The organism is Streptomyces sp. NPDC005752 (genome assembly GCF_040630715.1).
GTDB lineage: Bacteria > Actinomycetota > Actinomycetes > Streptomycetales > Streptomycetaceae > Streptomyces.
In genome coordinates this window covers 21,052-42,570 of the sequence record NZ_JBEXYB010000029.1, presented here as the reverse complement: position 1 = coordinate 42,570, position 21,519 = coordinate 21,052, and the positions used below count along the sequence as shown (strand labels likewise).

The window sequence follows — 21,519 nt, the reverse complement described above, 5'->3', positions numbered from 1 at the left end:
GCGGACGAGTCCGTCGAGCGAACGGGCCACGGGTGCCGCTCCCTTACCGACTGCGGGCCGTGGGGTCTAGGCTGGCCGCCGTAAGACACTCGCGGGAGTCCGGACGTACCGGGCTGAGAGGGAGGCTGACCGGCCTCCGACCGTACGAACCTGATCCGGGTCATGCCGGCGAAGGGAGGGGCTGGACGCCCATGCGCATCTCCGCGAACGGTTGCGACGTCCTGGTCGTCGGGGGCGGCATCATCGGCCTGGTGACCGCCTGGCGGTCGGCACGGCACGGCCTGAGCACCACGCTGGCCGATCCCGACCCGGGCGGCGGGGCCGCACGGGTCGCGGCCGGGATGCTCGCCGCCGTCACCGAACTCCATTACGGAGAACAGACGCTGCTCGGCCTCAACGTGGCCTCCGCCGCCCGTTATCCGGCCTTCGTGGCCGAGCTGGAGGAGGCGAGCGGGCAGGAGACCGGCTTCCGCGCCTGCGGCACCCTGTCCGTCGCGCTGGACTCCGACGACCGTGCGCATCTGCGCGAGCTTCACGCCCTGCAGCAACGGTCGGGGCTGGAGTCCGAGTGGCTCAGCGGCCGCGAGTGCCGCCGTCTGGAGCCGATGCTCGCCCCCGGCGTACGCGGCGGGCTGCGGGTCGACGGCGACCACCAGGTGGACCCCAGGCGGCTGGCCTCGGCCCTGGTCACCGCGTGCGAGCGCGCCGGGGTGGTCCTCCGGCGCGACCGGGTCCAGCGGCTCGCCGTCGCCGGCGGCCGCGCCACGGGTGCGGTACTCCGGGACGGTACGGAGCTGACGGCCGGCCAGGTGGTGCTCGCCGGAGGCAGCCTCAGCGGCCGGCTGGCGGGGCTGCCCGAGACGGTCGTGCCTCCGGTGCGCCCGGTCAAGGGACAGGTGCTCCGGCTGACCGTGCCCCCCGCGCACGCCCCCTTCCTCAGCCGGACGGTGCGGGCGGTCGTACGCGGCAGCCATGTCTACCTGGTGCCGCGTGCGAACGGTGAGCTGGTGGTCGGCGCGACGACCGAGGAGCTGGGATGGGACACCACGGTCACGGCGGGCGGGGTGTACGAGCTGCTGCGCGACGCCCATGAGCTGGTGCCCGGCATCACCGAACTGCCGCTGACGGAGACCGGAGCCGGTCTGCGGCCCGCCTCACCGGACAACGCGCCGCTGCTGGGCCCCACGGCACTGCCCGGCCTGCATCTCGCCACGGGGCACCACCGCAACGGGGTGCTGCTGACCCCCGTCACCGGCGACGTGATGGCCCACGTGCTGACCACCGGCGAGCTGCCCGAACTGGGCCGCCCCTTCTCGGCGCGGCGCTTCGCCCCCGCCGCCTCTCAGGAGCACCCCCCGCTCCCGTCCCCCGAAGACACCGTCCCCGCGTCGCAGGAGCAGCCCGTATGACCCGGCCCGCAGCCGTCCCCGATTCCGTCTCCCTGTCCGTCAACGGGGAACGCCGCCCGGTCCCCGCGGGCACCACGCTGGACACCCTGGTCGCCTCGTTGACCGCGGCCCCCTCCGGGGTGGCCGCCGCGGTCAACGAGGCGGTCGTCCCGCGCGGCCGGTGGTCCGTCACCGCGCTCACCGACGGAGACCGCGTCGAGGTCCTCACCGCGGTCCAGGGAGGCTGACCATGTCCGACGACGTCTTCACACTCGGTCCCACCGCCTTCTCGTCACGGCTGATCATGGGAACGGGCGGGGCACCCAGCCTCGACGTGCTGGAGCGCTCCCTGGTCGCCTCGGGCACCGAACTGACCACCGTGGCCATGCGCCGGCTCGACCCGACCGTCCAGGGTTCGGTGCTCTCCGTCCTTCAGCGCCTGTCCGTCCAGGTCCTCCCGAACACCGCGGGCTGTTTCACCGCAGGCGAGGCCGTGCTGACGGCCCGGCTGGCCCGGGAGGCGCTGGGCACCGACTGGATCAAGCTGGAGGTCGTGGCCGACGAGCGGACCCTGCTGCCCGACCCGATCGAGCTGCTGGACGCCGCCGAGATCCTGGTCGACGACGGCTTCACCGTCCTGCCGTACACCAATGACGACCCGGTACTGGCCCGCAAGCTCCAGGACGTGGGGTGCGCGGCGGTCATGCCGCTGGGTTCCCCCATCGGTTCCGGGCTCGGTATCCGCAACCCCCACAACTTCCAGCTGATCGTCGAGCAGGCCACTGTCCCGGTGATCCTCGACGCCGGCGCCGGGACCGCGTCGGACGCGGCGCTGGCGATGGAGCTCGGCTGTGCCGCTGTGATGCTCGCCTCGGCGGTGACCCGGGCGCAGGAGCCGGAGCTGATGGCGGCGGCGATGCGGCACGCGGTGGACGGCGGACGGCTGGCGTACCGGGCCGGACGCATCCCGCGCCGTCATTTCGCCGAGGCGTCGTCACCGGCGCGGGGCCTCGCCGCACTGGATCCGGAGCGCCCGGCGTTCTGAGACCCGGGCACCGGGACGGCCCGCTGGTCACAGCATGTGCATACCCCTGTCACGGCTCGGCACCGGAACAGCCCCCGGAAGGCCCTGGACCGTCCGGCGTGTCCGTGGCAGCTCGTAGACTCGCTCCGTGGACACGACCCTCCAGGACCCCCTTGTCGGGCAGCTGCTCGACGGCCGCTATCGCATCGATGCGCGCATCGCCGTCGGCGGTATGGCCACGGTCTACCGGGCCATGGACACCCGGCTCGACCGGGTGCTCGCCCTCAAGGTGATGCACCCGGCGCTGGCGACCGACGCCGCGTTCGTCGAACGCTTCATACGCGAGGCCAAGTCCGTCGCCCGGCTCGCGCATCCGAACGTGGTGGGCGTCTTCGACCAGGGTGCCCAGGGCGCGTACGTGTACCTGGCGATGGAGTACGTCGCCGGGTGCACCCTTCGCGACGTCCTGCGGGAGCGCGGGGCACTGCAGCCCCGGGCGGCCCTGGACATCCTGGAGCCGGTACTGGCCGCCCTGGGCGCCGCGCACCGCGCGGGCTTCGTCCACCGTGACATGAAGCCGGAGAACGTCCTGATAGGGGACGACGGCCGGGTGAAGGTCGCCGACTTCGGTCTCGTACGCGCGGTGGGAACCGCCACGGACACCACCGGCTCGCTGCTGGGCACGGTCTCCTATCTCGCCCCCGAGCAGATCGAGCAGGGCACGGCCGACACACGGTCCGACGTGTACGCGTGCGGTGTCGTGCTCTACGAGATGCTGACCGGCGGCAAACCCCACGCCGGGGACACCGCGGCGCAGGTCATCTACCAGCATCTGAACCAGGACGTCCCCGCACCGTCCGGTTCCGTGCCAGGCCTGGCCGCCGGGCTGGACGAGCTGGTGGCCGCCGCCGCCGCGCGGAACCCCGACGTCCGTCCGCTCGACGCGGTGGCCCTGCTCGCCCTGTCCCGCGAGGTCCGGGCGGCTCTTACCGAGGAGCAGCTCGACGCGGTGCCCCCGCAGGCCATCGCAGAGACGCACGACGCCGCCGAGGACCGTACGAGCGTGATCCCCCGGGTGATACCGGCGGGTCAGGGCACCGCGCATCACACCAGTCGGCTGGAGATGCCCCCCGTCTCGCCCCGCGAGCCGGGGCGAGGCCGGCTCGGCCCCTTCACCGTCCGCGGCCGGCGCGGGGTCCTCGCCGTACTCGTCGCCGTCCTGCTGGCGCTGGGGGCCGGGGCGGGCGTCTGGTACATCAACTCGGGTCAGTTCACCCGGGTCCCCTCGCTGCTCGGCCAGACCCAGAGCGCCGCCGAGAAGCGGCTCGCGGACGAGGGGCTCGATCTGAAGGGTGTCGAGCGCGCCTACAGCGACACGGTGAGGCGCGGCACGGTGATCAGCAGCGACCCGGGCTCCGGGAAGCGGATCCGTGGCAACGACGCGGTGAAGCTGGTGGTCTCGCGCGGCCCGGAGACCGTGAAGGTCCCGGACGTCGAAGGGCTCGCCCTCGCCGATGCCCGGCGTGAGCTGAAGAAGTGGGGGCTCGCGCCCGGGATGGTGACCCGGGAGTTCAGCGAGGAGATCGACCGGGGCAAGGTGATCCGTACGGATCCCCGCACCGGCACCGAGCGGCACACGGACTCGGCGGTCGCCCTGGTCGTCAGCAAGGGCAGCCCCGTCGACGTGCCCGATGTCACGGGCCTCTCCGTCGACGACGCCACGGCCGCGCTGGACGAGGCGGGTCTGAAGGCCAAGGTGCTGACCGAGCGGGTCAACTCCGCCGAGGAGCAGGGCGGGATCGCCCGGCAGTCGCCCGGCAGCGGGGCGGAGGCCGCGAAGGGCGACACCGTCGAGCTGACGGTCTCCAAGGGCCCGCGCATGCTCGAGGTCCCCGACGTCACGGGGAAGGACGTCGAAGAGGCCCGGAGCACACTGGAGGAGGCGGGCTTCGAGGTCAAGGTCGACCGCCCGTTCCTCTCCTTCAGCGACACGGTCGCCCGCCAGTCGGTCGAGGGCGGCGGGAAGGCCGCCGAAGGATCCACCGTCACCATCAGGACCAAGGGCCTGTAGGCCAGTCGAGGACCGGAAGATGCGCAACCCCGTCGGCGGTCACGTTCCTGTGGCCGGAGGACTCGCGAAGGTCGGCCTCGGCTACGCGCGGGAGCTGGCGGCCGAGGCCGTGCAGGTCTTCGTCGCCAATCCGCGCGGCTGGGCGACACCGCCGGGCAACCCGGCGCAGGACGAGCTGTTCCGCTCGGAGTGCGCTGCGGACGCGGTTCCCGCGTACGTCCATGCCCCGTATCTGATCAACTTCGGCTCGCACACGGAGGCCACGGTCGAGCGGTCGGTCCTGTCGCTGCGCCACTCGCTGCGCCGGGCGAGGGCGATAGGGGCCCTCGGTGTGGTGGTGCACACCGGTTCGGCGACCGGCGGGCGCCCCCGCGAGGTGGCACTCGCCCAGGTGCGCACGCACCTGCTTCCGCTGCTGGACGAGCTGACCCATGACGACGATCCGTTCCTGCTGCTGGAGTCGACGGCCGGACAGGGCTCCTCGCTCTGCTCACGGACCTGGGACTTCGGTCCGTACTTCGAGGCCCTGGACTCGCATCCCAGGCTGGGGGTCTGTCTGGACACCTGCCACATCTACGCGGCGGGCCACGACCTGACGGGGCCCGCGGGCATGCGGCAGACCCTGGACCTGCTGGTGGAGACCGTCGGCGAGGGCCGGCTGAAGCTGATCCACGCCAATGACTCCAAGGACGTGGTGGGCGCCCACAAGGACCGGCACGAGAACATCGGCGCGGGCCACATCGGCTCCGAGCCGTTCCGTGAGCTGTTCTCCCACCCGGCCGCCGAGAACGTGCCGCTGATCATCGAGACGCCGGGCGGCAAGGACGGGCACGCGGCGGACGTGGCCCGGCTGAAGGAGCTCCGGGGCGCCGCCTCCGAGTGAGAGCGCCGGTGTCAGGGAGGTTCCGGACGGTTCGGAGCCCGACGGTTCGGAGCCCGACGGTTCAGAGCCCGTCGGTTCAGAGCTCGGGGCCGTCCCCGGGCTCCTCCTGGTAGGAGTAGCGCTGTTCGCTCCACGGGTCGCCGATGTTGTGGTAGCCGCGCTCCTCCCAGAACCCGCGGCGGTCGGCCGTCATGTATTCGATGCCCCGGACCCATTTGGGCCCCTTCCAGGCATACAGGTGCGGCACGACCAGGCGCAGCGGGAATCCGTGTTCGGCGGTGAGCAGTTCGCCGTCCTTGTGGGTGGCGAACAGTGTCCGGTCCGAGGCGAAGTCGGCGAGCCGGAGATTCGAGCTGAAGCCGTATTCGGCCCAGACCATCACATGGGTGACCTGGGGAGCGGGCGGCGCCAGTTCCACGACCTCGCGGGCCGGAATTCCGCCCCACTCGGCTTCGAGCATGCTGAATTTCGTCACGCAGTGGAGGTCCGCGACGACTGAGGTGAAGGGGAGTGCCGTGAATTCCTGGTGATTCCAGCAGTGTTTGTCACCGTCGGCCGTGGCCCCGAAGACCCTGAACTCCCAGCGGTCCGGCTTGAACTTGGGGACGGGCCCGTAATGGGTGACCGGCCAGCCCCGCTGCAGCCGCTGCCCCGGCGGAAGCCCGGACTGCTCTGCTGTGCCGCGTTCCCGGCTTTCCGGCTGACCCATGCCTCCATGGTGACAGACAGGCAGGGGTGGTCATGACCAGGGGAGAGGCGATTCGGGCAACTCATACTAAGCATGCACTTACTGGACGGCCGGGTGGTGCGGTGCGAGGATGCGCCCAGACATGCCCAGTCCACCGGTTGGAAGGAGCCTCTGCGATGCAGGGCGACCCCGAGGTCCTCGAGTTCCTCAACGAACAGCTGACCGCCGAATTGACTGCCATCAATCAGTACTTCCTGCACGCGAAGATGCAGGAGAACTTCGGCTGGACGAAGCTCGCGAAGTACACGCGGGCCGAATCGTTCGACGAGATGAAGCACGCCGAGATCCTCACCGACCGGATCCTGTTCCTGGACGGCCTGCCCAACTACCAGCGTCTCTTCCACGTACGGGTCGGCCAGACGGTCACCGAGATGTTCCAGGCCGACCGCCAGGTCGAGGTGGAGGCGATCGACCGCCTCCGTCGGGGCATCGAGGTGATGCGCGGCAAGGGCGACATCACCTCGGCGAACATCTTCGAGTCCATCCTCGAGGACGAGGAGCATCACATCGACTATCTCGACACCCAGCTGGAACTGGTCGAGAAGCTCGGTGAGGCGCTCTACATCGCCCAGCTGATCGAGCAGCCGGAGAGCTGAATCACCGAAGCCTCCGGCGACCTCCGGGCGGGCCTGCCCTCTCAGGCGGCGTCGGAGAGCCTGACGCCCGGTGCGGTGCCGAGGGTGACGGGCGCGGCGGGCGCCGCCGCCCGCGCGGTACGCCCCTCGACGAGCTCACGGCTCGAGCAGTCGCCGCGGCCGAGCAGGGCCTGGATCCTGCGGACGCAGCCGCCGCAGTCGGTGCCCGCCTTGCAGGCGGAGGCGATCTGGCGGGGTGTGCACGCGCCGCCGTCCGCATGCTGCTTGACCTGGTCCTCCGTGATGCCGAAGCAGGAACAGACGTACATGCGGTTCACCTCCCGACGGGTCGATCACTGCGCCGCCCGAATTCTCGGTGAGGCTAACCTAACCTTACCTGTGAGGGCCGGTGCACGAAAGCCCCGGTACGGCTGTGGGGCACGGATCACATCGATCCGTGCCCCACAGTCGTTCAGCGGTGGTCCCTACTGGTCGCGGTACATCTCGGCGACCAGGAAGGCCAGGTCGAGGGACTGGCTGCGGTTGAGGCGCGGGTCGCAGGCGGTCTCGTAGCGCTGGTGCAGATCGTCCACGAAGATCTCGTGGCCGCCGCCGACGCACTCGGTGACGTCGTCGCCGGTCAGCTCGACGTGGATACCGCCGGGGTGCGTGCCGAGGTCCTTGTGGACCTCGAAGAAGCCCTTGACCTCGTCCAGGACGTCGTCGAACCGGCGCGTCTTGTGGCCGGACGCGGCCTCGAAGGTGTTGCCGTGCATCGGGTCGGTCACCCAGACCACCGCGGCACCGGAAGCGGTGACCTTGTCGACCAGCTCGGGGAGCTTGTCGCGGACCTTGTCGGCGCCCATGCGGACGATGAAGGTCAGCCGGCCCGGCTCGCGCTCGGGGTCGAGGCGGTCGATGTAGCCGAGGGCCTCGTCGACGGTGGTCGTCGGTCCGAGCTTGACGCCGATGGGGTTGCGGACCTTCGAGGCGAACTCGATGTGCGCGCCGTCCATCTGCCGGGTGCGCTCACCGATCCAGACCATGTGGCCCGAGGTGTCGTACAGCTGACCGGTGCGCGAGTCGGTGCGGGTCAGCGCCGACTCGTAGTCCAGCAGCAGTGCCTCGTGCGAGGCGTAGAACTCGACCGCCTTGAACTCGGCCGGGTCCGTGCCGCACGCCTTCATGAAGTTCAGCGCGTTGTCGATCTCGCGGGCCAGGGCCTCGTAACGCTGTCCGGACGGCGAGGACTTCACGAAGTCCTGGTTCCAGGCGTGCACCTGGCGCAGGTCGGCGTAACCACCGGTGGTGAAGGCGCGCACGAGATTCAGCGTGGAGGCGGACGCGTGGTACATCTGCTTCAGCCGCTGAGGGTCCGGGATGCGGGCGGCCTCGGTGAACTCGAAGCCGTTGACGGAGTCACCGCGGTAGGTCGGCAGGGTCACGCCGTCGCGGGTCTCGGTCGGCTTGGAGCGCGGCTTGGAGTACTGACCCGCGATCCGGCCGATCTTGACGACCGGCACGGAGGCGGCGTACGTGAGGACGGCGCTCATCTGGAGCAGGGTCTTCAGCTTGGCGCGGATGTGCTCGGCGGACACGCCGTCGAAGGCCTCGGCGCAGTCTCCGCCCTGCAGCAGGAACGCCTCGCCCTTGGCGACGGCTCCCAGGCGGGCGCGCAGCTGGTCGCACTCGCCCGCGAAGACGAGCGGAGGATACGACTCGAGGTCCGCGAGTGCGTCGCGCAGAGCCTCGGCATCGGGGTACTCGGGCTGCTGCGCCGCGGGAAGGTCTCGCCAGGTGTGGCCACCGGCGACGGAGGTATTGGCGTTCACGGTCACCTTGACAACATTACGGGGTCGGCAGTGCGTCGCAGTCCGCCCGCTCAGCAGATGAGACACGCGCTCGTCCGTCGACCCCGTCCGCTAGGCTGCGGGCATGTTCGCGCAGACGACACGTAACTGGTGGTGGACCGCTCATCCGGCGGCCCGCTGACTCATCGCGCGTACAGACTTCGCGAAGGCCGCCCGAGGGGCGGCCTTCTCTGCTTGTCAGGAGCCGGGAGCCGTTCCTCCGTCAAGAAGGAACGCCCATGCCCGAGCCCACGCCCGCCCGTCCCCGCCGCGCCGCCGACGTGCTGTCCGGCCTGCTCCGTGACGACTCCCCTCCGTTCGCGCTGCTGCGCAGGCGCACGCCCGGCCGGGACCACGACACCGTCGAGGTCCTGACCGGCGAGGTGCGGGAGGTGGCCCGGCTCGCCGACATCCCCGTGGGCGAGCTGCCCGCGCTGGCCCTGGTGCCCTTCCGGCAGATCGCCGAGCGCGGTTTCGACGTACGCGACGACGGCACCCCGCTCGCGGTACTGGTCGCCGACGAGGTGCACGAGCTGCCGCTGGCCGAGGTGCTGGCGCATCTGCCCGGCCACGACGTGAGAGTCGAGGACGGCGCGTTCGACGTCCCCGACGAGGAGTACGCGGACGTCGTCCGGCGGGTCGTCGAGGACGAGATCGGGCGGGGCGAGGGCGCGAACTTCGTGATCCGGCGGACCTTCGGCGGCGAGATCCCCGGCTTCGGCCGCGCCGACGCGCTGGCCCTGTTCCGGCGGCTGCTGGCAGGTGAGCGCGGCGCGTACTGGACGTTCGTCGTGCACACGGGCGGCGGGGCCGCGGCCTCTGGGCCGGGGCGGCGGGCGACGGGCGGACGGACGCTGGTGGGCGCCAGTCCTGAGGTCCATGTGCGGATGTCCGGCGGGACCGTCGTGATGAATCCGATCAGCGGCACCTACCGCTACCCGGCCGAGGGACCGACAGCCGAGGGCCTGCTGGCCTTCCTCGGCGACCGCAAGGAGACCGAGGAACTCTCCATGGTCGTCGACGAGGAGCTGAAGATGATGTGCACCGTGGGCGACATGGGCGGTGTGGTGGTCGGGCCGCGGCTGAAGGAGATGGCTCATCTCGCGCACACGGAGTACGAGTTGCGCGGGCGTTCCTCACTGGACGTGCGGGAGGTCCTGAAGGAGACCATGTTCGCGGCGACGGTCACCGGTTCCCCCGTGCAGAACGCCTGCCGGGTGATCGAGCGGTACGAGCCGGGGGGCCGCGGCTACTACGCCGGCGCCCTGGCACTGGTGAGCCGGGAGCCCGGAGGGACGCAGACGCTGGACTCTCCGATCCTGATCCGTACCGCCGACATCTCGGCGGCGGGCCGGCTGAGCGTGCCGGTGGGGGCGACGCTCGTGCGCCACTCCGATGCGGCGGGGGAGGTCGCCGAGACGCATGCGAAGGCGGCGGGTGTGCTGGCGGCGCTGGGTGTCCGGCCGGGCCGGCCGGGGTCGGAGGCCGGCCGTCCGCGGCTCGCCTCCGATCCGCGGGTGCAGGCGGCCCTGGACGACCGGCGCGGCGGGCTGGCCCCCTTCTGGCTGCGGATGCAGGAGCGCACCCGGGACCTGTCCGGGCACGCGCTGGTGGTGGACGGCGAGGACACCTTCACGGCGATGCTGGCGCATCTGCTGCGCTCCTCGGGCCTCACGGTGTCGGTGCGCCGGTTCGACGAGCCGGGCCTGCGCGAGACCGTACGGGCGCACGCGGGGCCGGTGGTGCTGGGGCCCGGCCCCGGCGACCCGGCGGACACGGCCGATCCGAAGATGCGGCTGCTGCGGGAGCTGGCTGCCGAGCTCGTACGCGAACACCGGCACGGGCTGCTCGGCGTCTGCCTCGGCCATGAGCTGATCGCGGCGGAGCTGGGTCTGGAGGTCGCACGGAAGTCCGTGCCGTACCAGGGGGCGCAGAGCCGCATCGATCTGTTCGGCAGGCCCGAGACGGTCGGCTTCTACAACAGCTTCACCGCGCTCTGTGACGATGCGGCGGCCACGGAACTCGGCGCGCACGGCATCGAGGCGAGCAGGGACCCGGCCTCCGGCGAGCTGCACGCGCTGCGCGGCCGGGGTTTCGCCTCGGTGCAGTTCCACCCGGAGTCGGTGCTGACGCTGCGCGGCGCCGCGATCGTGACCGGACTGCTGGCGGCGCTGCCGGTATTCGGCTGAGGAAGGGCGGGGCAGTCCCGCCCGGCGGTCTATCGCGTGGGAGGCGCCGGGACCAGGAAGTTGTCGCCGCGGCGGCCCTCCAGGTAGTCGGCGACGTTCTGCACGGTGGCGTCGATGATCTGTTCCACGGCGTCACGTGTGTAGTACGCCTGGTGCGAGGTCACGATGACGTTGGGGAAGGTGACGAGCCGGGCGAGGGTGTCGTCGTCGATGCCCTCCACCGACTTGTCGACGTAGAAGAGCCCGGCCTCCGCCTCGTAGACGTCGAGCCCGACACCGGTGAACCGGCCGCCCCTCAGCTCGGTGACCAGCGCGCGGCTGTCGATGAGTCCGCCCCGGCTGGAGTTGACCAGGATCGCGTCGTCCTTCATCACGGACAGGGCTTCCCGGCCGATGATGTGCCGGGTGGCCGGCAGCAGCGGTACGTGGAGGCTGATCAGGTCGGACTCGGCGAGGAGCTGTTCCTTGTCCACGTACCTCATGCCGAGTGCGGTGCAGGCAGGGTTCTCGACGAGGTCCCAGCCCAGCAGGTCCATGCCGAATCCGTGGGCGATCCGGGTGAACGCCTCACCGATCTTCCCGGTGCCGACCACTCCGGCCGTCCGGCCGTGCATGTCCCGGCCGAGGAGCCCGTCGAGCCGGAAGTCGAAGTCACGGGTGCGGCTCACCGCGCGGACGATACGGCGGTTGACGGCCATGGCCAGGGCCCAGGCGAATTCGGCGACCGAGTACGGCGAGTAGTACGAGACCCGGGCCACACGCAGGGCCAGGCGTTCGGCGACGTCGAGGTCGATGTTGTTGAAGCCGGTGGAGCGCTGGGCGATCATCTGCGTGCCGCCCGCCGCGAGGGTCTGCAGCACCTTGCCGCCGAGATCGGCGTTGACGCTGGTGGAGATGATCTCGTAGCCCGCGGCGATCGGGGCGGTGTCCTCGGTGAGGAAGACGTCCAGGCAGCGGACGTCGTGCAGACCGGCGAAGGCCTTCTCGATCAGCGGCTGCTCGTCGGACTGCACGCCGAATGCAAGGATTTCCACGACGTCTCCCGGGTGAGGGGGTGGGGGCCGTTCCTCGCGAATATACGGTCCGTGTCCCGGGGGCGCCGCTCGGCCGGAGCGGTTCCGGCCGAAGCGGAACCGCCCTGTCAGACGTCGTCGAGGCCGGCCTCGATGGCGTAGCGCACGAGCTCCACCCGGTTGTGCAGTTGGAGCTTGCCCAGGGTGTTCTGGACGTGGTTCTGCACGGTGCGGTGGGAGATGACCAGCCGCTCGGCGATCTGCTTGTACGAGAGCCCTTTGGCCACCAGCCGCAGGACCTCCGTCTCGCGGTCGGTGAGCTGCGGGACCTTCGGCCGGTCGGGGGCGGCGGGGGCCGGGTCGGAGGCGAGCCGGCGGTATTCGCCGAGGACCAGTCCGGCGAGGCCCGGGGTGAAGACGGGGTCGCCTGCCGCGGTGGCGCGCACGGCGTCGGTCAGCTCCTGGGTGCTGGCCGACTTGAGCAGATAGCCGGTGGCGCCGGACTTCACCGCCTCCAGGACATCGGCGTGCTCACCGCTGGCGGAGAGCACCAGTACGCGGAGCCCGGGGTGGGAGCCGACGAGCTCCTTGCAGACCTGGACGCCGGGCATCCCCGGCAGATTCAGGTCGAGCACCAGGACGTCGGGCACGACGGCCCTGGCCCGGCGCACCGCGCCCGGGCCGTCGCCGGCGGTCGCGACCACGTCGAATCCGGACTCGGCGAGGTCGCGGGCCACGGCGTCGCGCCACATGGGGTGGTCGTCGACGACCATCACCTTGATGGTCGCCTCCTCTGCTGCCTGCGTGTTCGGTGTACTCATCGGGCCGATCCTGCCTTCCCCCGTGAAACCTTCGGAACCTTCAACTCGACCTCGGTGCCCTGGCCGGGCACCGAGATCAGCTCTGCCGTACCGCCCAGATCGCGCAGCCGGCCGCGGATCGACAGGGCGACGCCGAGGCGGCCCTCCCCCTCCGCCTGGTCGAGCCTGCCCTCCGGGATGCCCGGGCCGTCGTCCCGGACGGTGACGATCACCGCGTCCGGCTCGTCCTCGACCAGGATCCACGCCTGGGCGTCGGGCCCCGCGTGGGCCCGGACGTTGTCCAGCGCGGCACTGACCGCGGCGGCGAGTTCACGTGCCGCCCCGGCCGCGAGCAGGACCGGGGCGCCGGGCTCCGAGAAGGTGACCCGGGCCCCGGCGTGCCGGGCGAGCAGGGCGCGCAGGTCGGAGTCGGGGCTCTCCGTCCCGTCGGTCTCCACCGTGCGGACGACCGCGCCGTCGGCACTGTCCTCGGAGACCCGGGTCGTGGGCACCAGTCCGCTGGAGACCAGGGTCCGCAGCGCGACCTCCTGCTCCCCGGCCATCCGGCCGAGCTCCGCGGCCTCGCCGCCCAGGGCCGTGCCGCGCCGCTGGACCATGGCCAGGACCTGGAGGACGCTGTCGTGGATGTCACGGGCGAGCCGCTCCCGCTCCCGGGTGGCGGCCTCGATCTCCAGGGCGCGGGCCAGGGTGCGCTCACTGGCGCGCGCCACCTCGACGACGTAGCCGATGGCGATGGAGGCGACCCAGACGAGCACCACGTTGTGGAAGGTGTCCTCGCTGGGCTCGCCGCGCTCGATGATGTTGGCGACGGCGACGAGGGTCGAGGCGAAGGCCGCCCAGCGCCATCCGCCCTTGAGGGCGAAGGCGAGGACGGAGCCCGCTGTCCAGATCGAGGGGAGTGTCGGGCCGTCCATGTGCTGGGCGTCGAAGTCGGCGAGCGGCGTCACCAGGATGCCCGTCAGGGCGACGGTGAGGTCCGCGCCGAGGAAGCGCTTGGTGCAGTTCGCCGCATTGGCCACCCGGGGCAGCGTGACGAGCGTCCAGAGGGCGAGGAAGGCCAGGAAGGCGACGGCCACCCAGGGCCGTTCGTACTTGGCGTGGCCGAAGCCCGCGAGCAGCGCGGCATAGACCAGCGTCAGCACCCGGTACGCGGTGAGGGCGCGCCACAGGGGCTGCTCCACCGACATCCGTACGACCCTTTCGCGCCTGGCCATGTGCCCCACGCCCCCTCCCCCGGTTCCCGCCCCTGCCATGCCGCCTTCACCGGACGTCCGAAGACGCCCCTACGCGCCGGGCCGTTCCTGGCCCTTCCTCTTCGCCTCCTCGGCGATCTGCCGCTTCGCCGCGGTCGCGTAGATGTCGACGTACTCCTGGCCGGAGAGCTTCATGATCTCGTACATGACCTCGTCGGTCACCGAGCGCAGGATGAAGCGGTCGCCGTCCATGCCCTGGTACCGGGTGAAGTCCAGCGGCTCGCCGATCCTGATGCCGGGCCGCATCAGCTTGGGCACCACCTGGCCCGGCGGCTGGATCTTCTCCGTGTCGATCATCGCTACGGGAATGACGGGAGCACCGGTGGCGAGGGCCACCCTGGCGAGGCCCCCGGGCTTGCCCCGGTAGAGCCGTCCGTCGGGCGACCGGGTGCCCTCCGGGTAGATACCGAAGAGCCCGCCGCTCTCGATCACCTGGATGCCCGCCCTGATCGCCGCCTCGCCGGCACCGCGGCCGCCCGAACGGTCCACCGGGAGCTGTCCCACACCCTTGAAGAAGGCGGCGGTGAGCTTGCCCTTCACACCGGGCGCGGTGAAGTACTCCGCCTTGGCGATGAAGGTCACCTTGCGGTCGAGGAGCGCCGGCAGGAAGAAGGAGTCGGAGAACGACAGATGGTTGCTCGCGAGGATCGCCGGCCCGTGTGCGGGAATGTTCTCCAGACCCTCCACCCACGGCCTGAAGGCGAGCTTCAGGGACCCGCCGATGGAGAACTTCATAGCGCCGTAGATCAACTCTGGTGCCTCCTGTGTGCCGTCCGGAAGACCTTAGCCTGTGCAACCGCGGCCTCCCCCGCCCGCCCGGGACGGCCTCCCCACCGGTGCTCCCCGCGGGTGACGGCTGCCCGGGCCGTGACGGCCCTGGTCGGTGTCGGTCCGGTCGCGTACGGTGAAGTAATCCTTTTGCACACCCCCCGCACCCCGCCCCGCTTCATGAACAGGAGACCCCGGTGCCGGTCCTCCCTGGAGCCGAGCCGTTCCGCCACGAGGGCGGAGAGGTCGGCGTCCTCCTCTGTCACGGATTCACGGGTTCGCCGCAGTCGCTGCGCCCCTGGGCCGACTACCTGGCGGAGCGCGGACTCACCGTGTCCCTCCCGCTGCTGCCCGGCCACGGAACCCGCTGGGAGGACATGGCGGTCACGGGCTGGCAGGACTGGTACGCGGAGGTGGACCGGGAACTGCGCGCGCTGCGGGCGCGGTGCGAGCAGGTCTTCGTCTTCGGCCTGTCCATGGGCGGCGCCCTGGCGCTGCGCCTCGCCGCGAAGCACGGGGACGAGATCGCGGGCCTGGTGCTGGTGAACCCCGCGAACAAGGTGCACGGCCTGTCGGCCTACGCCCTGCCGGTGGCGCGGCATGTGGTGCGGACGACGAAGGGCCTGACCAGCGACATCGCGTTGGAGGGCGCCGAGGAGGTCGGCTACGACCGGGTGCCGCTGCACGCCGCCCACTCCGTGCGGGCGTTCTTCCGCCTGGTCGACGCCGATCTGCCTCAGGTCACCCAGCCGCTGGTGCTGCTGCACAGCCCGCAGGACCATGTCGTGCCGCCGGCCGACTCGGCGCGGATCCTCAGCCGGGTCTCGTCCAGGGAGGTCGAGGAGATCCTCCTGGAACAGAGCTACCACGTGGCGACGTTGGACCATGATGCGGAGCGGATCTTCGACGAGAGTTACCGGTTCGTCGACCGCCTCGCACCCGACGCTGGCAAGAAGGGGAGCACGTCCGGTGGCTGAGCACGACGCGGAGCGCGCGGGCAGTGACGAGGAGCGCGAACCGCGCCCCACGGAGGGAACGGCGGTCCCCGAGGGCACGGAAGCGCCCCGGGCACTCGACGAGACAGCGGCCTGGGAGGCGATCGTCGCGGGATACGGCGACGAGCCGCCGGACCCGCCGGGCGCCAAGCCGTTCAAGTCGATCGAGGACCTGGCCCTGCTGGAGGACGACCAGCTCAACGTCCTGGACCCCGCAGCGGATTCCGCAGCGGGCGACGACACGGACAAGGGTGTGGGCGGGAAGACCCCCGGCGGACCGCCGGAGAAGAAGCCGCTGGGCGGTTCGGTCGTCTTCGCACCCGGGGTCGCCGGCCCGCGCGACTACGGCCTGGAGGAACCCGAGGACGGTGACGTCGACGATCCGGACGACAGCGAGGAGGGGCACTTCGTACCGCCGGAGCCGCCGCCGCTGCCCGAGGCCGATGTGACCGCGAAGTTCGCCTGGCTCGCGGTCGTCGGCGGTCCGGTGCTGATGCTGGGCGCGGTGCTGCTGCAGTGGGAGATGACGTGGTGGCTCACCACGCTCTCCATCGGAGGTTTCCTGGGCGGCTTCGTCACCCTGGTGGCGCGCATGCCCGACGACGACGAGGAGAACGACGACCCGGGGCGCGGCGCGGTCGTCTGACCCGGTCTGCGGCGCGGTGCCCGGCCTGGGGCGCGGTGCCCGGCCTGGGGCGCGGTGCCCGGCCTGGGGCGCGGCGCGGTCGGCCGTCCTCGGGGGTGCCTGCCGTGGGTGCCCGTCTCAGCCTCCAGCCGGCACCCTCAGGGCGGCCAGTACGGGCAGGTGGTCCGTGGCCGCCCGCAGGTCCGCGCCGCTCACACCGGGCAGGTCCGCGGGGACGCCGCAGCCGAGCACCTCGATGCCTCCGGTCGCGAACACCGCGTCGATCCGCTTGCGCGGTTCGTCGGGCGGGAAGGTGAGCTCGCCGCCCCACGGCCGTACGGCCCGGCAGTCCTGGAGCCGCCCGGCCAGCCGCCGGAAGCCGCCCCCCTCCGGTACGTCGTTGAGGTCACCGGCAACGACGGCGTGCGGGACGTCCATGGCGTCGATCCGGTCCAGCAGCATTCCCGCCTGGGCCAGCCGCTCCTCCCGCTGCAGGCTGAGGTGGCAGCTCAGGACGCCGAGCCGTGCCCCGGCGATCCGTACGACAGCCGTGGCCAGGCCTCTGCGGTGCAGCCCCGGGGTGAGCGGCAGCAGGACGTCCTCGGTGCGTTCCACGGTGGCCCGCAGGGAGCAGAGCAGCAGGGGCCCGGCCGCCGTGGCGCCACCGCTGAGGATCACCAGGTCGGTCATGGCCGCCAGCCGGGCGGCGGCCTTGCGCCAGCGGAAGAAGCGCGGGGCCTCCTGGACGCACACCACGTCGGGGGCGCAGGCGCGGATGACGCGGGCCAGTGCCCCGGTGTCGTCGCGCAGTGAGCGCACGTTGTAGCTGAGCACCCGGATGACTGCTGAACCGTCCGGCTCGGTACGGGAGTCGGGCAGTGGCATCGGCATCGTGACCATGGGAGGCACGATACGACGGACGCCCGCCGCTCCCCCGAGGGCGCGACGGGCGTCGAGGACGCACGGGTGGGATCAGCCCTGGCGTGCCAGGTCGGCCGCACCCACCAGGCCTGCCTTGCCGCCCAGTTGGGCCGCGAGGACCTGGGCGTGCGGGCGCCACTCCCCGCCGATCAGCCACCGCCGGAACGACTTGCGGATCGGGTCGAGGACCAGCTCGCCCTCGTCGGACACGCCTCCGCCGACGATGAAGGCCGACGGGTCGAAGAGCGAGGCGAGGTCGGCGAGTCCGGCTCCGGCCCAGCGGGCCAGCTCCCGGAAGGAGTCGATGGCCACCGGGCAGCCCTGCCGGGCGGCCTGGCTGATGTGCTTGCCCTCGATGCCCTCGACGCTGCCGTCACCGAGCCCCAGCAGGATCGTGGCGTTCTCCGGGGTGGCGTTGGCACGCTGCTTCGCGTAGCGCACGAGTGCACGCCCGGAGGCGTACTGCTCCCAGCAGCCCTGGCTGCCGCAGCCGCAGAGCAGCCCGTCCGGAACGACCCGGATGTGGCCGAACTCCGCCGCCACACCGAAGCGTCCGCGGCGGAGCTTGTTGCCGATGATGATGCCGCCGCCCAGGCCGGTGCCGAGCGTGATGCAGATGACGTCGTCGTGCCCCTGGCCGGCGCCGAAGCGGTATTCGCCCCAGGCCGCCGCGTTGGCGTCGTTCTCGACGACGACCGGAAGCCCGACGCGCTGCTCGACCTTGTCCTTGAGCGGCTCGTGGCGCCAGTCGATGTTCGGGGCGAACAGCACGGTGGCACGCTTGTCGTCGACATATCCGGCAGCGCCGATGCCGACCGCCTCGACGTCGTGTCCCTCGCTCGCTCCGGCCACGGCGGCGCTGATCGCGTCCACGATGGCTTCGGCGGTCGGCGGGGTGGATACCTTGAACGTCGAGAGGATCCGGCCCTCTTCGTCGACCACTCCAGCCGCGATCTTCGTGCCGCCGATATCGACGCCGATGGTGAGTCCCATGAATCCCTCAGTTTCGGTCGAGCCCCGCTACGGCCAACCGTACCCGAGCCGGGGACGGGTACCTCCTGCCCAGGGTCAGTCCAGGTCGATGTGTTCGCTGCCGCCGGAGCCCTCGTCACGCGGGTCAGAGGGGTCCTGTGCCGCCGTCTTCCCCGGCCCGGGGACGTTTCCCTTGCGGCCGGAGGTGCCACCGGCGCCTTCGGTGCCCCGGGTCCAGCGGCCCTCCTGGCCCTCGACGGCGGAGCGGTAGGCGGCGAGGAGCTCGTTCCCCGCGGCTGCGAGGTGGTCGAAAAGCTCCGGATTGCGGTCGATGACGGGTTCGACCGCGGACCTGGCCTGCCGGATCACCTGCTGGACGGTGCCCTGCGCGGCCATGCCGAGCAGCGGTGACTGCATGGAGGAGACCTTGTCGGCCACCGCGTCGATGAGCTTGCGCAGCTCCTCGGCGGCGGAACCCGGCTGCTGTCCGTACTGCGCCCGGCGGCGGGCCTTCTCCGCTTCGAGGTCCTCGGCGCAGGCCTCCGCCCACGCGTCGTCGTCGACGGGACGATCGGTGGCTTCACTCATGGCGGACTCCTGCGACGCGGTTGTCTGCGTGGCCGTACGCGCCACGTACTACCGACGTTACCCGAACGGTGGTACGGCGTTCATGGTGTCCGGGGCCAGAGCGCGGGGTCGGGCGTGAACCGGACACGCAGGACGCCGTCGGTCAGCGCGGCGCCGGAGACGGTGCAGCGGCGCAGCGCGGACTCCAGGCGCACGGCCCGGTGGAACGGCCCTGCGGTGAGGAGCAGTTCGTCGCCGCGCCGGACGAGCCCGAGGTCCTCCTTGACCGCCCCGGGCAGCGGCAGGCACCAGGCGATGACGCCGTCGCCGGCGTCCTCGGTCCACCAGGGGTCCCCGGCGTGTCCCGGCGTCCGGTCGTCGGGTGCGCCGCAGGCCTCGGCGAGCAGGGCCAGGTCCTCGACGGTGCGCGGCTCGCGGCCGAGGTGGGCGGTCTCGCGTACGGGGGTCCCGGGCTGCCACTCGTGGTGCCAGTGGTCCAGGCACTTCTCCTGCCGGGCGGCGAGATCGGCGAACCAGGGGTCGGCGGAATGGCGGGGCAGGACCCGGGTGGCCACGACGGCGTCGACGCGCAGCCCGTGCAGGGCGAGTCCGGTACGGGCCGCGCTCAGCGCCTCCCCGGCGGACTGCCCGGGTTCGGCGACCAGCCGCACGGTGGTCGCGTTGTCCTCGATCAGTGCCTCGACCGCGGCCAGTTCGGCGTCCTTGCGGGCGGCTGCCTCGTACAGCCACTGGGCGGGCATGGGAACGCCGGCGAGCTGCGCGAGCACCGGGCGCAGCGCGCGGGCGGCCTGGCGTTCCCGGGGCAGGAGGCGGCGCAGATAGCGGCGCAGCTGCCCGGGGAGTGCGAGCAGGGAGAGGGCGTCGGCGAGCTGGGGGAGGTCGACGACGAGGACCTCGTAGCCGTCGTCGGCCCAGTCACCCTCGGCCGCCCGGCGCAGGGTGTGCAGGACGGCGAGCTGGGCGCTGCCCGGCAGCTCGGTGAGTTCCTCGCCGTCGAGACGGTTGGCGCCGAGCAGGTCGAGCACCCCGGACGCCCGGTCCTGGAGTGCGAGGAGCTCGGCGCGGAAGTGTGCGGCGGAGTCGACGCGGGCGCGGTGCAGCAGCTCGGTGACCTCTGCGGCCTCGGCGCCCCCGGGAAAGGCGGGCACCGCGTCGGCGGAGACCAGGAGGGTGCGCCGGCCGGCACGGGCCGAGGCGAGCGCGGTGGCCGCGGCGACGGTGGTACGGCCTGCGCCGCCGGGGCCGGTGACGAGGACCGTACGCACGTGATCAGGCCTTCGGGACGGACTCGACGCGCTTCTTCAGCCCGGCGAGGGCGCGGTCGATGATGACCTTCTCGGCCTTGCGCTTGATCATGCCGAGGAGGGGGATCTTGACGTCCACGGCGAGCCGGTAGGTGACCTCGGTGCGGTCCCCGTCGCCGAGGGGCGCCAGCGCGTAGCTGCCGTCGAGGGCGCGCAGCATCTGGGACTTGACGAGGGTCCAGTCGACCTCGTACGGGCTGTTCCAGGTGTAGGCGAGGACGTGGTCGTCCTTGATCGCTCCGGCGTCCAGGACGAGACGGACCTGCTCGGCGCGGCCCTGGTCGTCGGTGGCCAGGATCTCGGCCTCCTTCACCTCGCCGGTCCATTCCGGATAGCGGGCGAAGTCGGCGATCACTCCCATGACGTCGGCCGGTGCCGCCTCGATCGTGATGCTCGAGCTGGTGTGTTCAGCCATCGCCGTGGCCCTCCAGTGCGGTGTACCGGTCGCGTTCGGCAGAAGCCTGCCGTGTGCAGGCTATCGCGTGCCGACGCCCCTCCCGTCCGCGCCCCGGCGCGCGCCCGTCGGCCGTGTCGCTCACCACTCCAGGGCCCAGGGCCGCCCGCTGGAGGCGAAGTGGCCGACGTTGACGCACTCGGTGACACCGATGCGCATCCGGGGGACCAGCGGCTGGTGGACATGGCCGAAAATCGCGTACCGGGGGCGGGCACGGTGGATGGCGTCCAGGAGCGCGCGGCTGCCGCGCTCGAAGCGCCGGGCCACCGTGTCGTACGTCAGCTCGGGGACGTCCGGCGGGATGTGCGAGCAAAGGACGTCCACCGGACCGAGTGCCTCGACCTTGGCGGCGTACTCCTCGTCACTGATCTCGTACGGGGTGTTCATGGGGGTACGGAGTCCGCCCCCTACGAATCCGAAGACCCGGCCTCCGATCTCGACCCGCTCACCGTCCAGCACCGTGGTGCCGGAATTGGCGTACTCGGGCCAGAGGGAGGGGACGTCGACGTTGCCGTAGGTGGCGTAGGTCGGGGTGGGCATGACCGCGAACATCTCGGCGTACTGCTTGCGTACGGCGGACAGGATGGCCGTGTTGCGGTCCCGGCCCGCCCAGAGTTCGCGGCCGAAGGCGCGTGCCTCGTCGAAGCGGCGCGCGGTGCGCAGCTCGACGATGCGGTGGGCGTTGTCGACCCCGAACAGGTCGGGGAAGATGCCGCGCGAATGATCGGCGTAGTCGAGGAAGAGGACCAGGTCGCCCAGGCAGATCAGGGCGTCCGCGCCGTCCCCGGCACGCGCGAGCGCCTCCACGTTGCCGTGCACGTCACTGACCACGTGCACGCGTGTCCGCCGGGTGGGGGTCGTGTGCTGATTTCGCGGTGTGCCGACTCGCATGGAGCTCACCCTAGGTCTCCGCTCGCCGCTCTGGGTAGAGGCCGCCGGACCTGCGATTACTTCCGGACCGGGACACGGGTGGACTAATGTGCGCCGAAGGAGCACCGATATGTGTGATGCATAAGACATCTGGCCGGAACCCCCTTTCCGTAACCGAGTACCGGTGGGTAACGTCCCGCCAGTCCA

Annotated in this window: 23 protein-coding genes and 1 riboswitch; of the genes, 10 read left to right on the top strand and 13 right to left on the bottom strand. The window is 71.6% G+C overall.

What is annotated here, in order from left to right:
• Positions 1-81: 81 nt before the first annotated feature.
• Positions 82-194: riboswitch (TPP riboswitch) on the top strand.
• The 5 genes from thiO (at position 192) to ABZ441_RS23815 (ending at position 5,366) form a co-directional block, all read left to right on the top strand.
• On the top strand, positions 192-1,409 hold the full coding sequence (gene thiO / locus ABZ441_RS23835) for a glycine oxidase ThiO (RefSeq protein WP_358977619.1): 1,218 nt from the start codon (positions 192-194) through the stop codon (positions 1,407-1,409). (Overlaps the previous riboswitch by 3 nt.)
• Positions 1,406-1,636 carry a sulfur carrier protein ThiS gene (gene thiS / locus ABZ441_RS23830; protein ID WP_358977617.1) on the top strand — a complete coding sequence of 77 codons (231 nt, stop codon included), beginning with the start codon at positions 1,406-1,408 and terminating at the stop codon, positions 1,634-1,636. The genes thiO and thiS overlap by 4 nt, the downstream gene beginning before the upstream one ends.
• Positions 1,637-1,638: 2 nt before the next feature.
• A complete protein-coding gene (locus tag ABZ441_RS23825) occupies positions 1,639-2,433 on the top strand; it encodes a thiazole synthase (RefSeq protein WP_358977615.1) in 795 nt (264 codons plus the stop codon).
• A gap of 127 nt (positions 2,434-2,560) precedes the next feature.
• Entirely contained in the window at positions 2,561-4,483 is a 1,923-nt protein-coding gene (gene pknB / locus ABZ441_RS23820; protein WP_358977613.1) for a Stk1 family PASTA domain-containing Ser/Thr kinase, read from the top strand.
• A gap of 19 nt (positions 4,484-4,502) precedes the next feature.
• Complete coding sequence (locus ABZ441_RS23815) at positions 4,503-5,366, top strand: deoxyribonuclease IV (protein WP_358977611.1); 864 nt, start codon at positions 4,503-4,505, stop codon at positions 5,364-5,366.
• Positions 5,367-5,442: 76 nt separating this feature from the next.
• Here ABZ441_RS23815 and ABZ441_RS23810 read toward each other — a convergent pair whose 3' ends face one another.
• A complete protein-coding gene (locus ABZ441_RS23810) occupies positions 5,443-6,075 on the bottom strand; it encodes a sulfite oxidase-like oxidoreductase (RefSeq protein ID WP_358977609.1) in 633 nt (210 codons plus the stop codon).
• Positions 6,076-6,230: 155 nt separating this feature from the next.
• Between ABZ441_RS23810 and bfr the strand changes: the two genes are divergently transcribed.
• Positions 6,231-6,710, top strand: coding sequence for a bacterioferritin (gene bfr / locus ABZ441_RS23805; RefSeq protein ID WP_329227849.1), 480 nt, complete (start codon positions 6,231-6,233; stop codon positions 6,708-6,710).
• A gap of 41 nt (positions 6,711-6,751) precedes the next feature.
• Here the strand turns inward: bfr and ABZ441_RS23800 are convergent, their stop codons facing one another.
• Both ABZ441_RS23800 and ABZ441_RS23795 read right to left on the bottom strand, forming a co-directional pair.
• Entirely contained in the window at positions 6,752-7,018 is a 267-nt protein-coding gene (locus ABZ441_RS23800; RefSeq protein WP_358977606.1) for a (2Fe-2S)-binding protein, read from the bottom strand.
• A gap of 156 nt (positions 7,019-7,174) precedes the next feature.
• Positions 7,175-8,521 carry a class II 3-deoxy-7-phosphoheptulonate synthase gene (locus ABZ441_RS23795; protein WP_358977604.1) on the bottom strand — a complete coding sequence of 449 codons (1,347 nt, stop codon included), beginning with the start codon at positions 8,519-8,521 and terminating at the stop codon, positions 7,175-7,177.
• Between the two features lie 103 nt (positions 8,522-8,624).
• On the opposite strand from ABZ441_RS23795, the gene ABZ441_RS23790 reads away from it, so the two are divergent.
• Together ABZ441_RS23790 and ABZ441_RS23785 are read left to right on the top strand one after the other, a co-directional pair.
• The gene (locus tag ABZ441_RS23790) at positions 8,625-8,681 is read left to right on the top strand and encodes a trp operon leader peptide (RefSeq protein WP_078850812.1); all 57 of its coding nucleotides are present in this window, start codon (positions 8,625-8,627) and stop codon (positions 8,679-8,681) included.
• 97 nt (positions 8,682-8,778) lie between these two features.
• Complete coding sequence (locus ABZ441_RS23785) at positions 8,779-10,728, top strand: anthranilate synthase family protein (RefSeq protein ID WP_358977602.1); 1,950 nt, start codon at positions 8,779-8,781, stop codon at positions 10,726-10,728.
• A gap of 29 nt (positions 10,729-10,757) precedes the next feature.
• Here ABZ441_RS23785 and ABZ441_RS23780 read toward each other — a convergent pair whose 3' ends face one another.
• The 4 genes from ABZ441_RS23780 to ABZ441_RS23765 form a co-directional block, all read right to left on the bottom strand.
• Positions 10,758-11,762: a 2-hydroxyacid dehydrogenase gene (locus ABZ441_RS23780; protein WP_358977600.1), complete on the bottom strand. Its 1,005-nt coding sequence runs from the start codon at positions 11,760-11,762 to the stop codon at positions 10,758-10,760.
• 107 nt (positions 11,763-11,869) lie between these two features.
• Positions 11,870-12,562, bottom strand: coding sequence for a response regulator transcription factor (locus tag ABZ441_RS23775; protein WP_358977598.1), 693 nt, complete (start codon positions 12,560-12,562; stop codon positions 11,870-11,872).
• Positions 12,559-13,776, bottom strand: coding sequence for a DUF5931 domain-containing protein (locus ABZ441_RS23770; protein WP_358977596.1), 1,218 nt, complete (start codon positions 13,774-13,776; stop codon positions 12,559-12,561). The genes ABZ441_RS23775 and ABZ441_RS23770 overlap by 4 nt, the downstream gene beginning before the upstream one ends.
• A gap of 69 nt (positions 13,777-13,845) precedes the next feature.
• Positions 13,846-14,565 carry a lysophospholipid acyltransferase family protein gene (locus ABZ441_RS23765; RefSeq protein WP_358977594.1) on the bottom strand — a complete coding sequence of 240 codons (720 nt, stop codon included), beginning with the start codon at positions 14,563-14,565 and terminating at the stop codon, positions 13,846-13,848.
• A 215-nt stretch (positions 14,566-14,780) separates the two neighbouring features.
• Between ABZ441_RS23765 and ABZ441_RS23760 the strand changes: the two genes are divergently transcribed.
• Together ABZ441_RS23760 and ABZ441_RS23755 are read left to right on the top strand one after the other, a co-directional pair.
• Positions 14,781-15,560, top strand: coding sequence for an alpha/beta fold hydrolase (locus ABZ441_RS23760; protein WP_358977592.1), 780 nt, complete (start codon positions 14,781-14,783; stop codon positions 15,558-15,560).
• Entirely contained in the window at positions 15,553-16,224 is a 672-nt protein-coding gene (locus tag ABZ441_RS23755; protein WP_358977590.1) for a hypothetical protein, read from the top strand. Before ABZ441_RS23760 ends, ABZ441_RS23755 begins: the two co-directional genes overlap by 8 nt.
• 117 nt (positions 16,225-16,341) lie before the next feature.
• On the opposite strand, the gene ABZ441_RS23750 is transcribed toward ABZ441_RS23755, so the two are convergent.
• The 6 genes from ABZ441_RS23750 to ABZ441_RS23725 form a co-directional block, all read right to left on the bottom strand.
• Positions 16,342-17,103, bottom strand: coding sequence for an endonuclease/exonuclease/phosphatase family protein (locus ABZ441_RS23750; RefSeq protein WP_358977588.1), 762 nt, complete (start codon positions 17,101-17,103; stop codon positions 16,342-16,344).
• Between the two features lie 72 nt (positions 17,104-17,175).
• Positions 17,176-18,117, bottom strand: coding sequence for an ROK family glucokinase (locus tag ABZ441_RS23745; RefSeq protein WP_205019655.1), 942 nt, complete (start codon positions 18,115-18,117; stop codon positions 17,176-17,178).
• Between the two features lie 75 nt (positions 18,118-18,192).
• Positions 18,193-18,684, bottom strand: coding sequence for a DUF5304 domain-containing protein (locus ABZ441_RS23740; RefSeq protein WP_358977586.1), 492 nt, complete (start codon positions 18,682-18,684; stop codon positions 18,193-18,195).
• Positions 18,685-18,764: 80 nt separating this feature from the next.
• Positions 18,765-19,949: an ArsA-related P-loop ATPase gene (locus ABZ441_RS23735; RefSeq protein WP_358977584.1), complete on the bottom strand. Its 1,185-nt coding sequence runs from the start codon at positions 19,947-19,949 to the stop codon at positions 18,765-18,767.
• Positions 19,950-19,953: 4 nt separating this feature from the next.
• Positions 19,954-20,403 (bottom strand): SRPBCC family protein, encoded by a 450-nt coding sequence (locus ABZ441_RS23730; protein WP_358977582.1) that lies wholly within the window; start codon positions 20,401-20,403, stop codon positions 19,954-19,956.
• A gap of 120 nt (positions 20,404-20,523) precedes the next feature.
• Positions 20,524-21,333 (bottom strand): metallophosphoesterase, encoded by an 810-nt coding sequence (locus ABZ441_RS23725; RefSeq protein ID WP_358977580.1) that lies wholly within the window; start codon positions 21,331-21,333, stop codon positions 20,524-20,526.
• Positions 21,334-21,519 lie beyond the last annotated feature (186 nt).

Bases quoted from the DNA above. Each gene is read 5' to 3' on its own strand.
- ABZ441_RS23750 (WP_358977588.1), bottom strand. From the start codon at position 17,103: ATGGTCACGATGCCGATGCCACTGCCCGACTCCCGTACCGAGCCGGAC.
- ABZ441_RS23800 (WP_358977606.1), bottom strand. From the start codon at position 7,018: ATGTACGTCTGTTCCTGCTTCGGCATCACGGAGGACCAGGTCAAGCAG.
- ABZ441_RS23770 (WP_358977596.1), bottom strand. From the start codon at position 13,776: ATGGCCAGGCGCGAAAGGGTCGTACGGATGTCGGTGGAGCAGCCCCTG.
- ABZ441_RS23775 (WP_358977598.1), bottom strand. From the start codon at position 12,562: ATGAGTACACCGAACACGCAGGCAGCAGAGGAGGCGACCATCAAGGTG.
- ABZ441_RS23785 (WP_358977602.1), top strand. From the start codon at position 8,779: ATGCCCGAGCCCACGCCCGCCCGTCCCCGCCGCGCCGCCGACGTGCTG.
- ABZ441_RS23745 (WP_205019655.1), bottom strand. From the start codon at position 18,117: ATGGGACTCACCATCGGCGTCGATATCGGCGGCACGAAGATCGCGGCT.
- ABZ441_RS23815 (WP_358977611.1), top strand. From the start codon at position 4,503: ATGCGCAACCCCGTCGGCGGTCACGTTCCTGTGGCCGGAGGACTCGCG.
- thiO (WP_358977619.1), top strand. From the start codon at position 192: ATGCGCATCTCCGCGAACGGTTGCGACGTCCTGGTCGTCGGGGGCGGC.
- ABZ441_RS23740 (WP_358977586.1), bottom strand. From the start codon at position 18,684: ATGAGTGAAGCCACCGATCGTCCCGTCGACGACGACGCGTGGGCGGAG.
- ABZ441_RS23730 (WP_358977582.1), bottom strand. From the start codon at position 20,403: ATGGCTGAACACACCAGCTCGAGCATCACGATCGAGGCGGCACCGGCC.
- bfr (WP_329227849.1), top strand. From the start codon at position 6,231: ATGCAGGGCGACCCCGAGGTCCTCGAGTTCCTCAACGAACAGCTGACC.
- ABZ441_RS23725 (WP_358977580.1), bottom strand. From the start codon at position 21,333: ATGCGAGTCGGCACACCGCGAAATCAGCACACGACCCCCACCCGGCGG.
- ABZ441_RS23825 (WP_358977615.1), top strand. From the start codon at position 1,639: ATGTCCGACGACGTCTTCACACTCGGTCCCACCGCCTTCTCGTCACGG.
- thiS (WP_358977617.1), top strand. From the start codon at position 1,406: ATGACCCGGCCCGCAGCCGTCCCCGATTCCGTCTCCCTGTCCGTCAAC.
- ABZ441_RS23810 (WP_358977609.1), bottom strand. From the start codon at position 6,075: ATGGGTCAGCCGGAAAGCCGGGAACGCGGCACAGCAGAGCAGTCCGGG.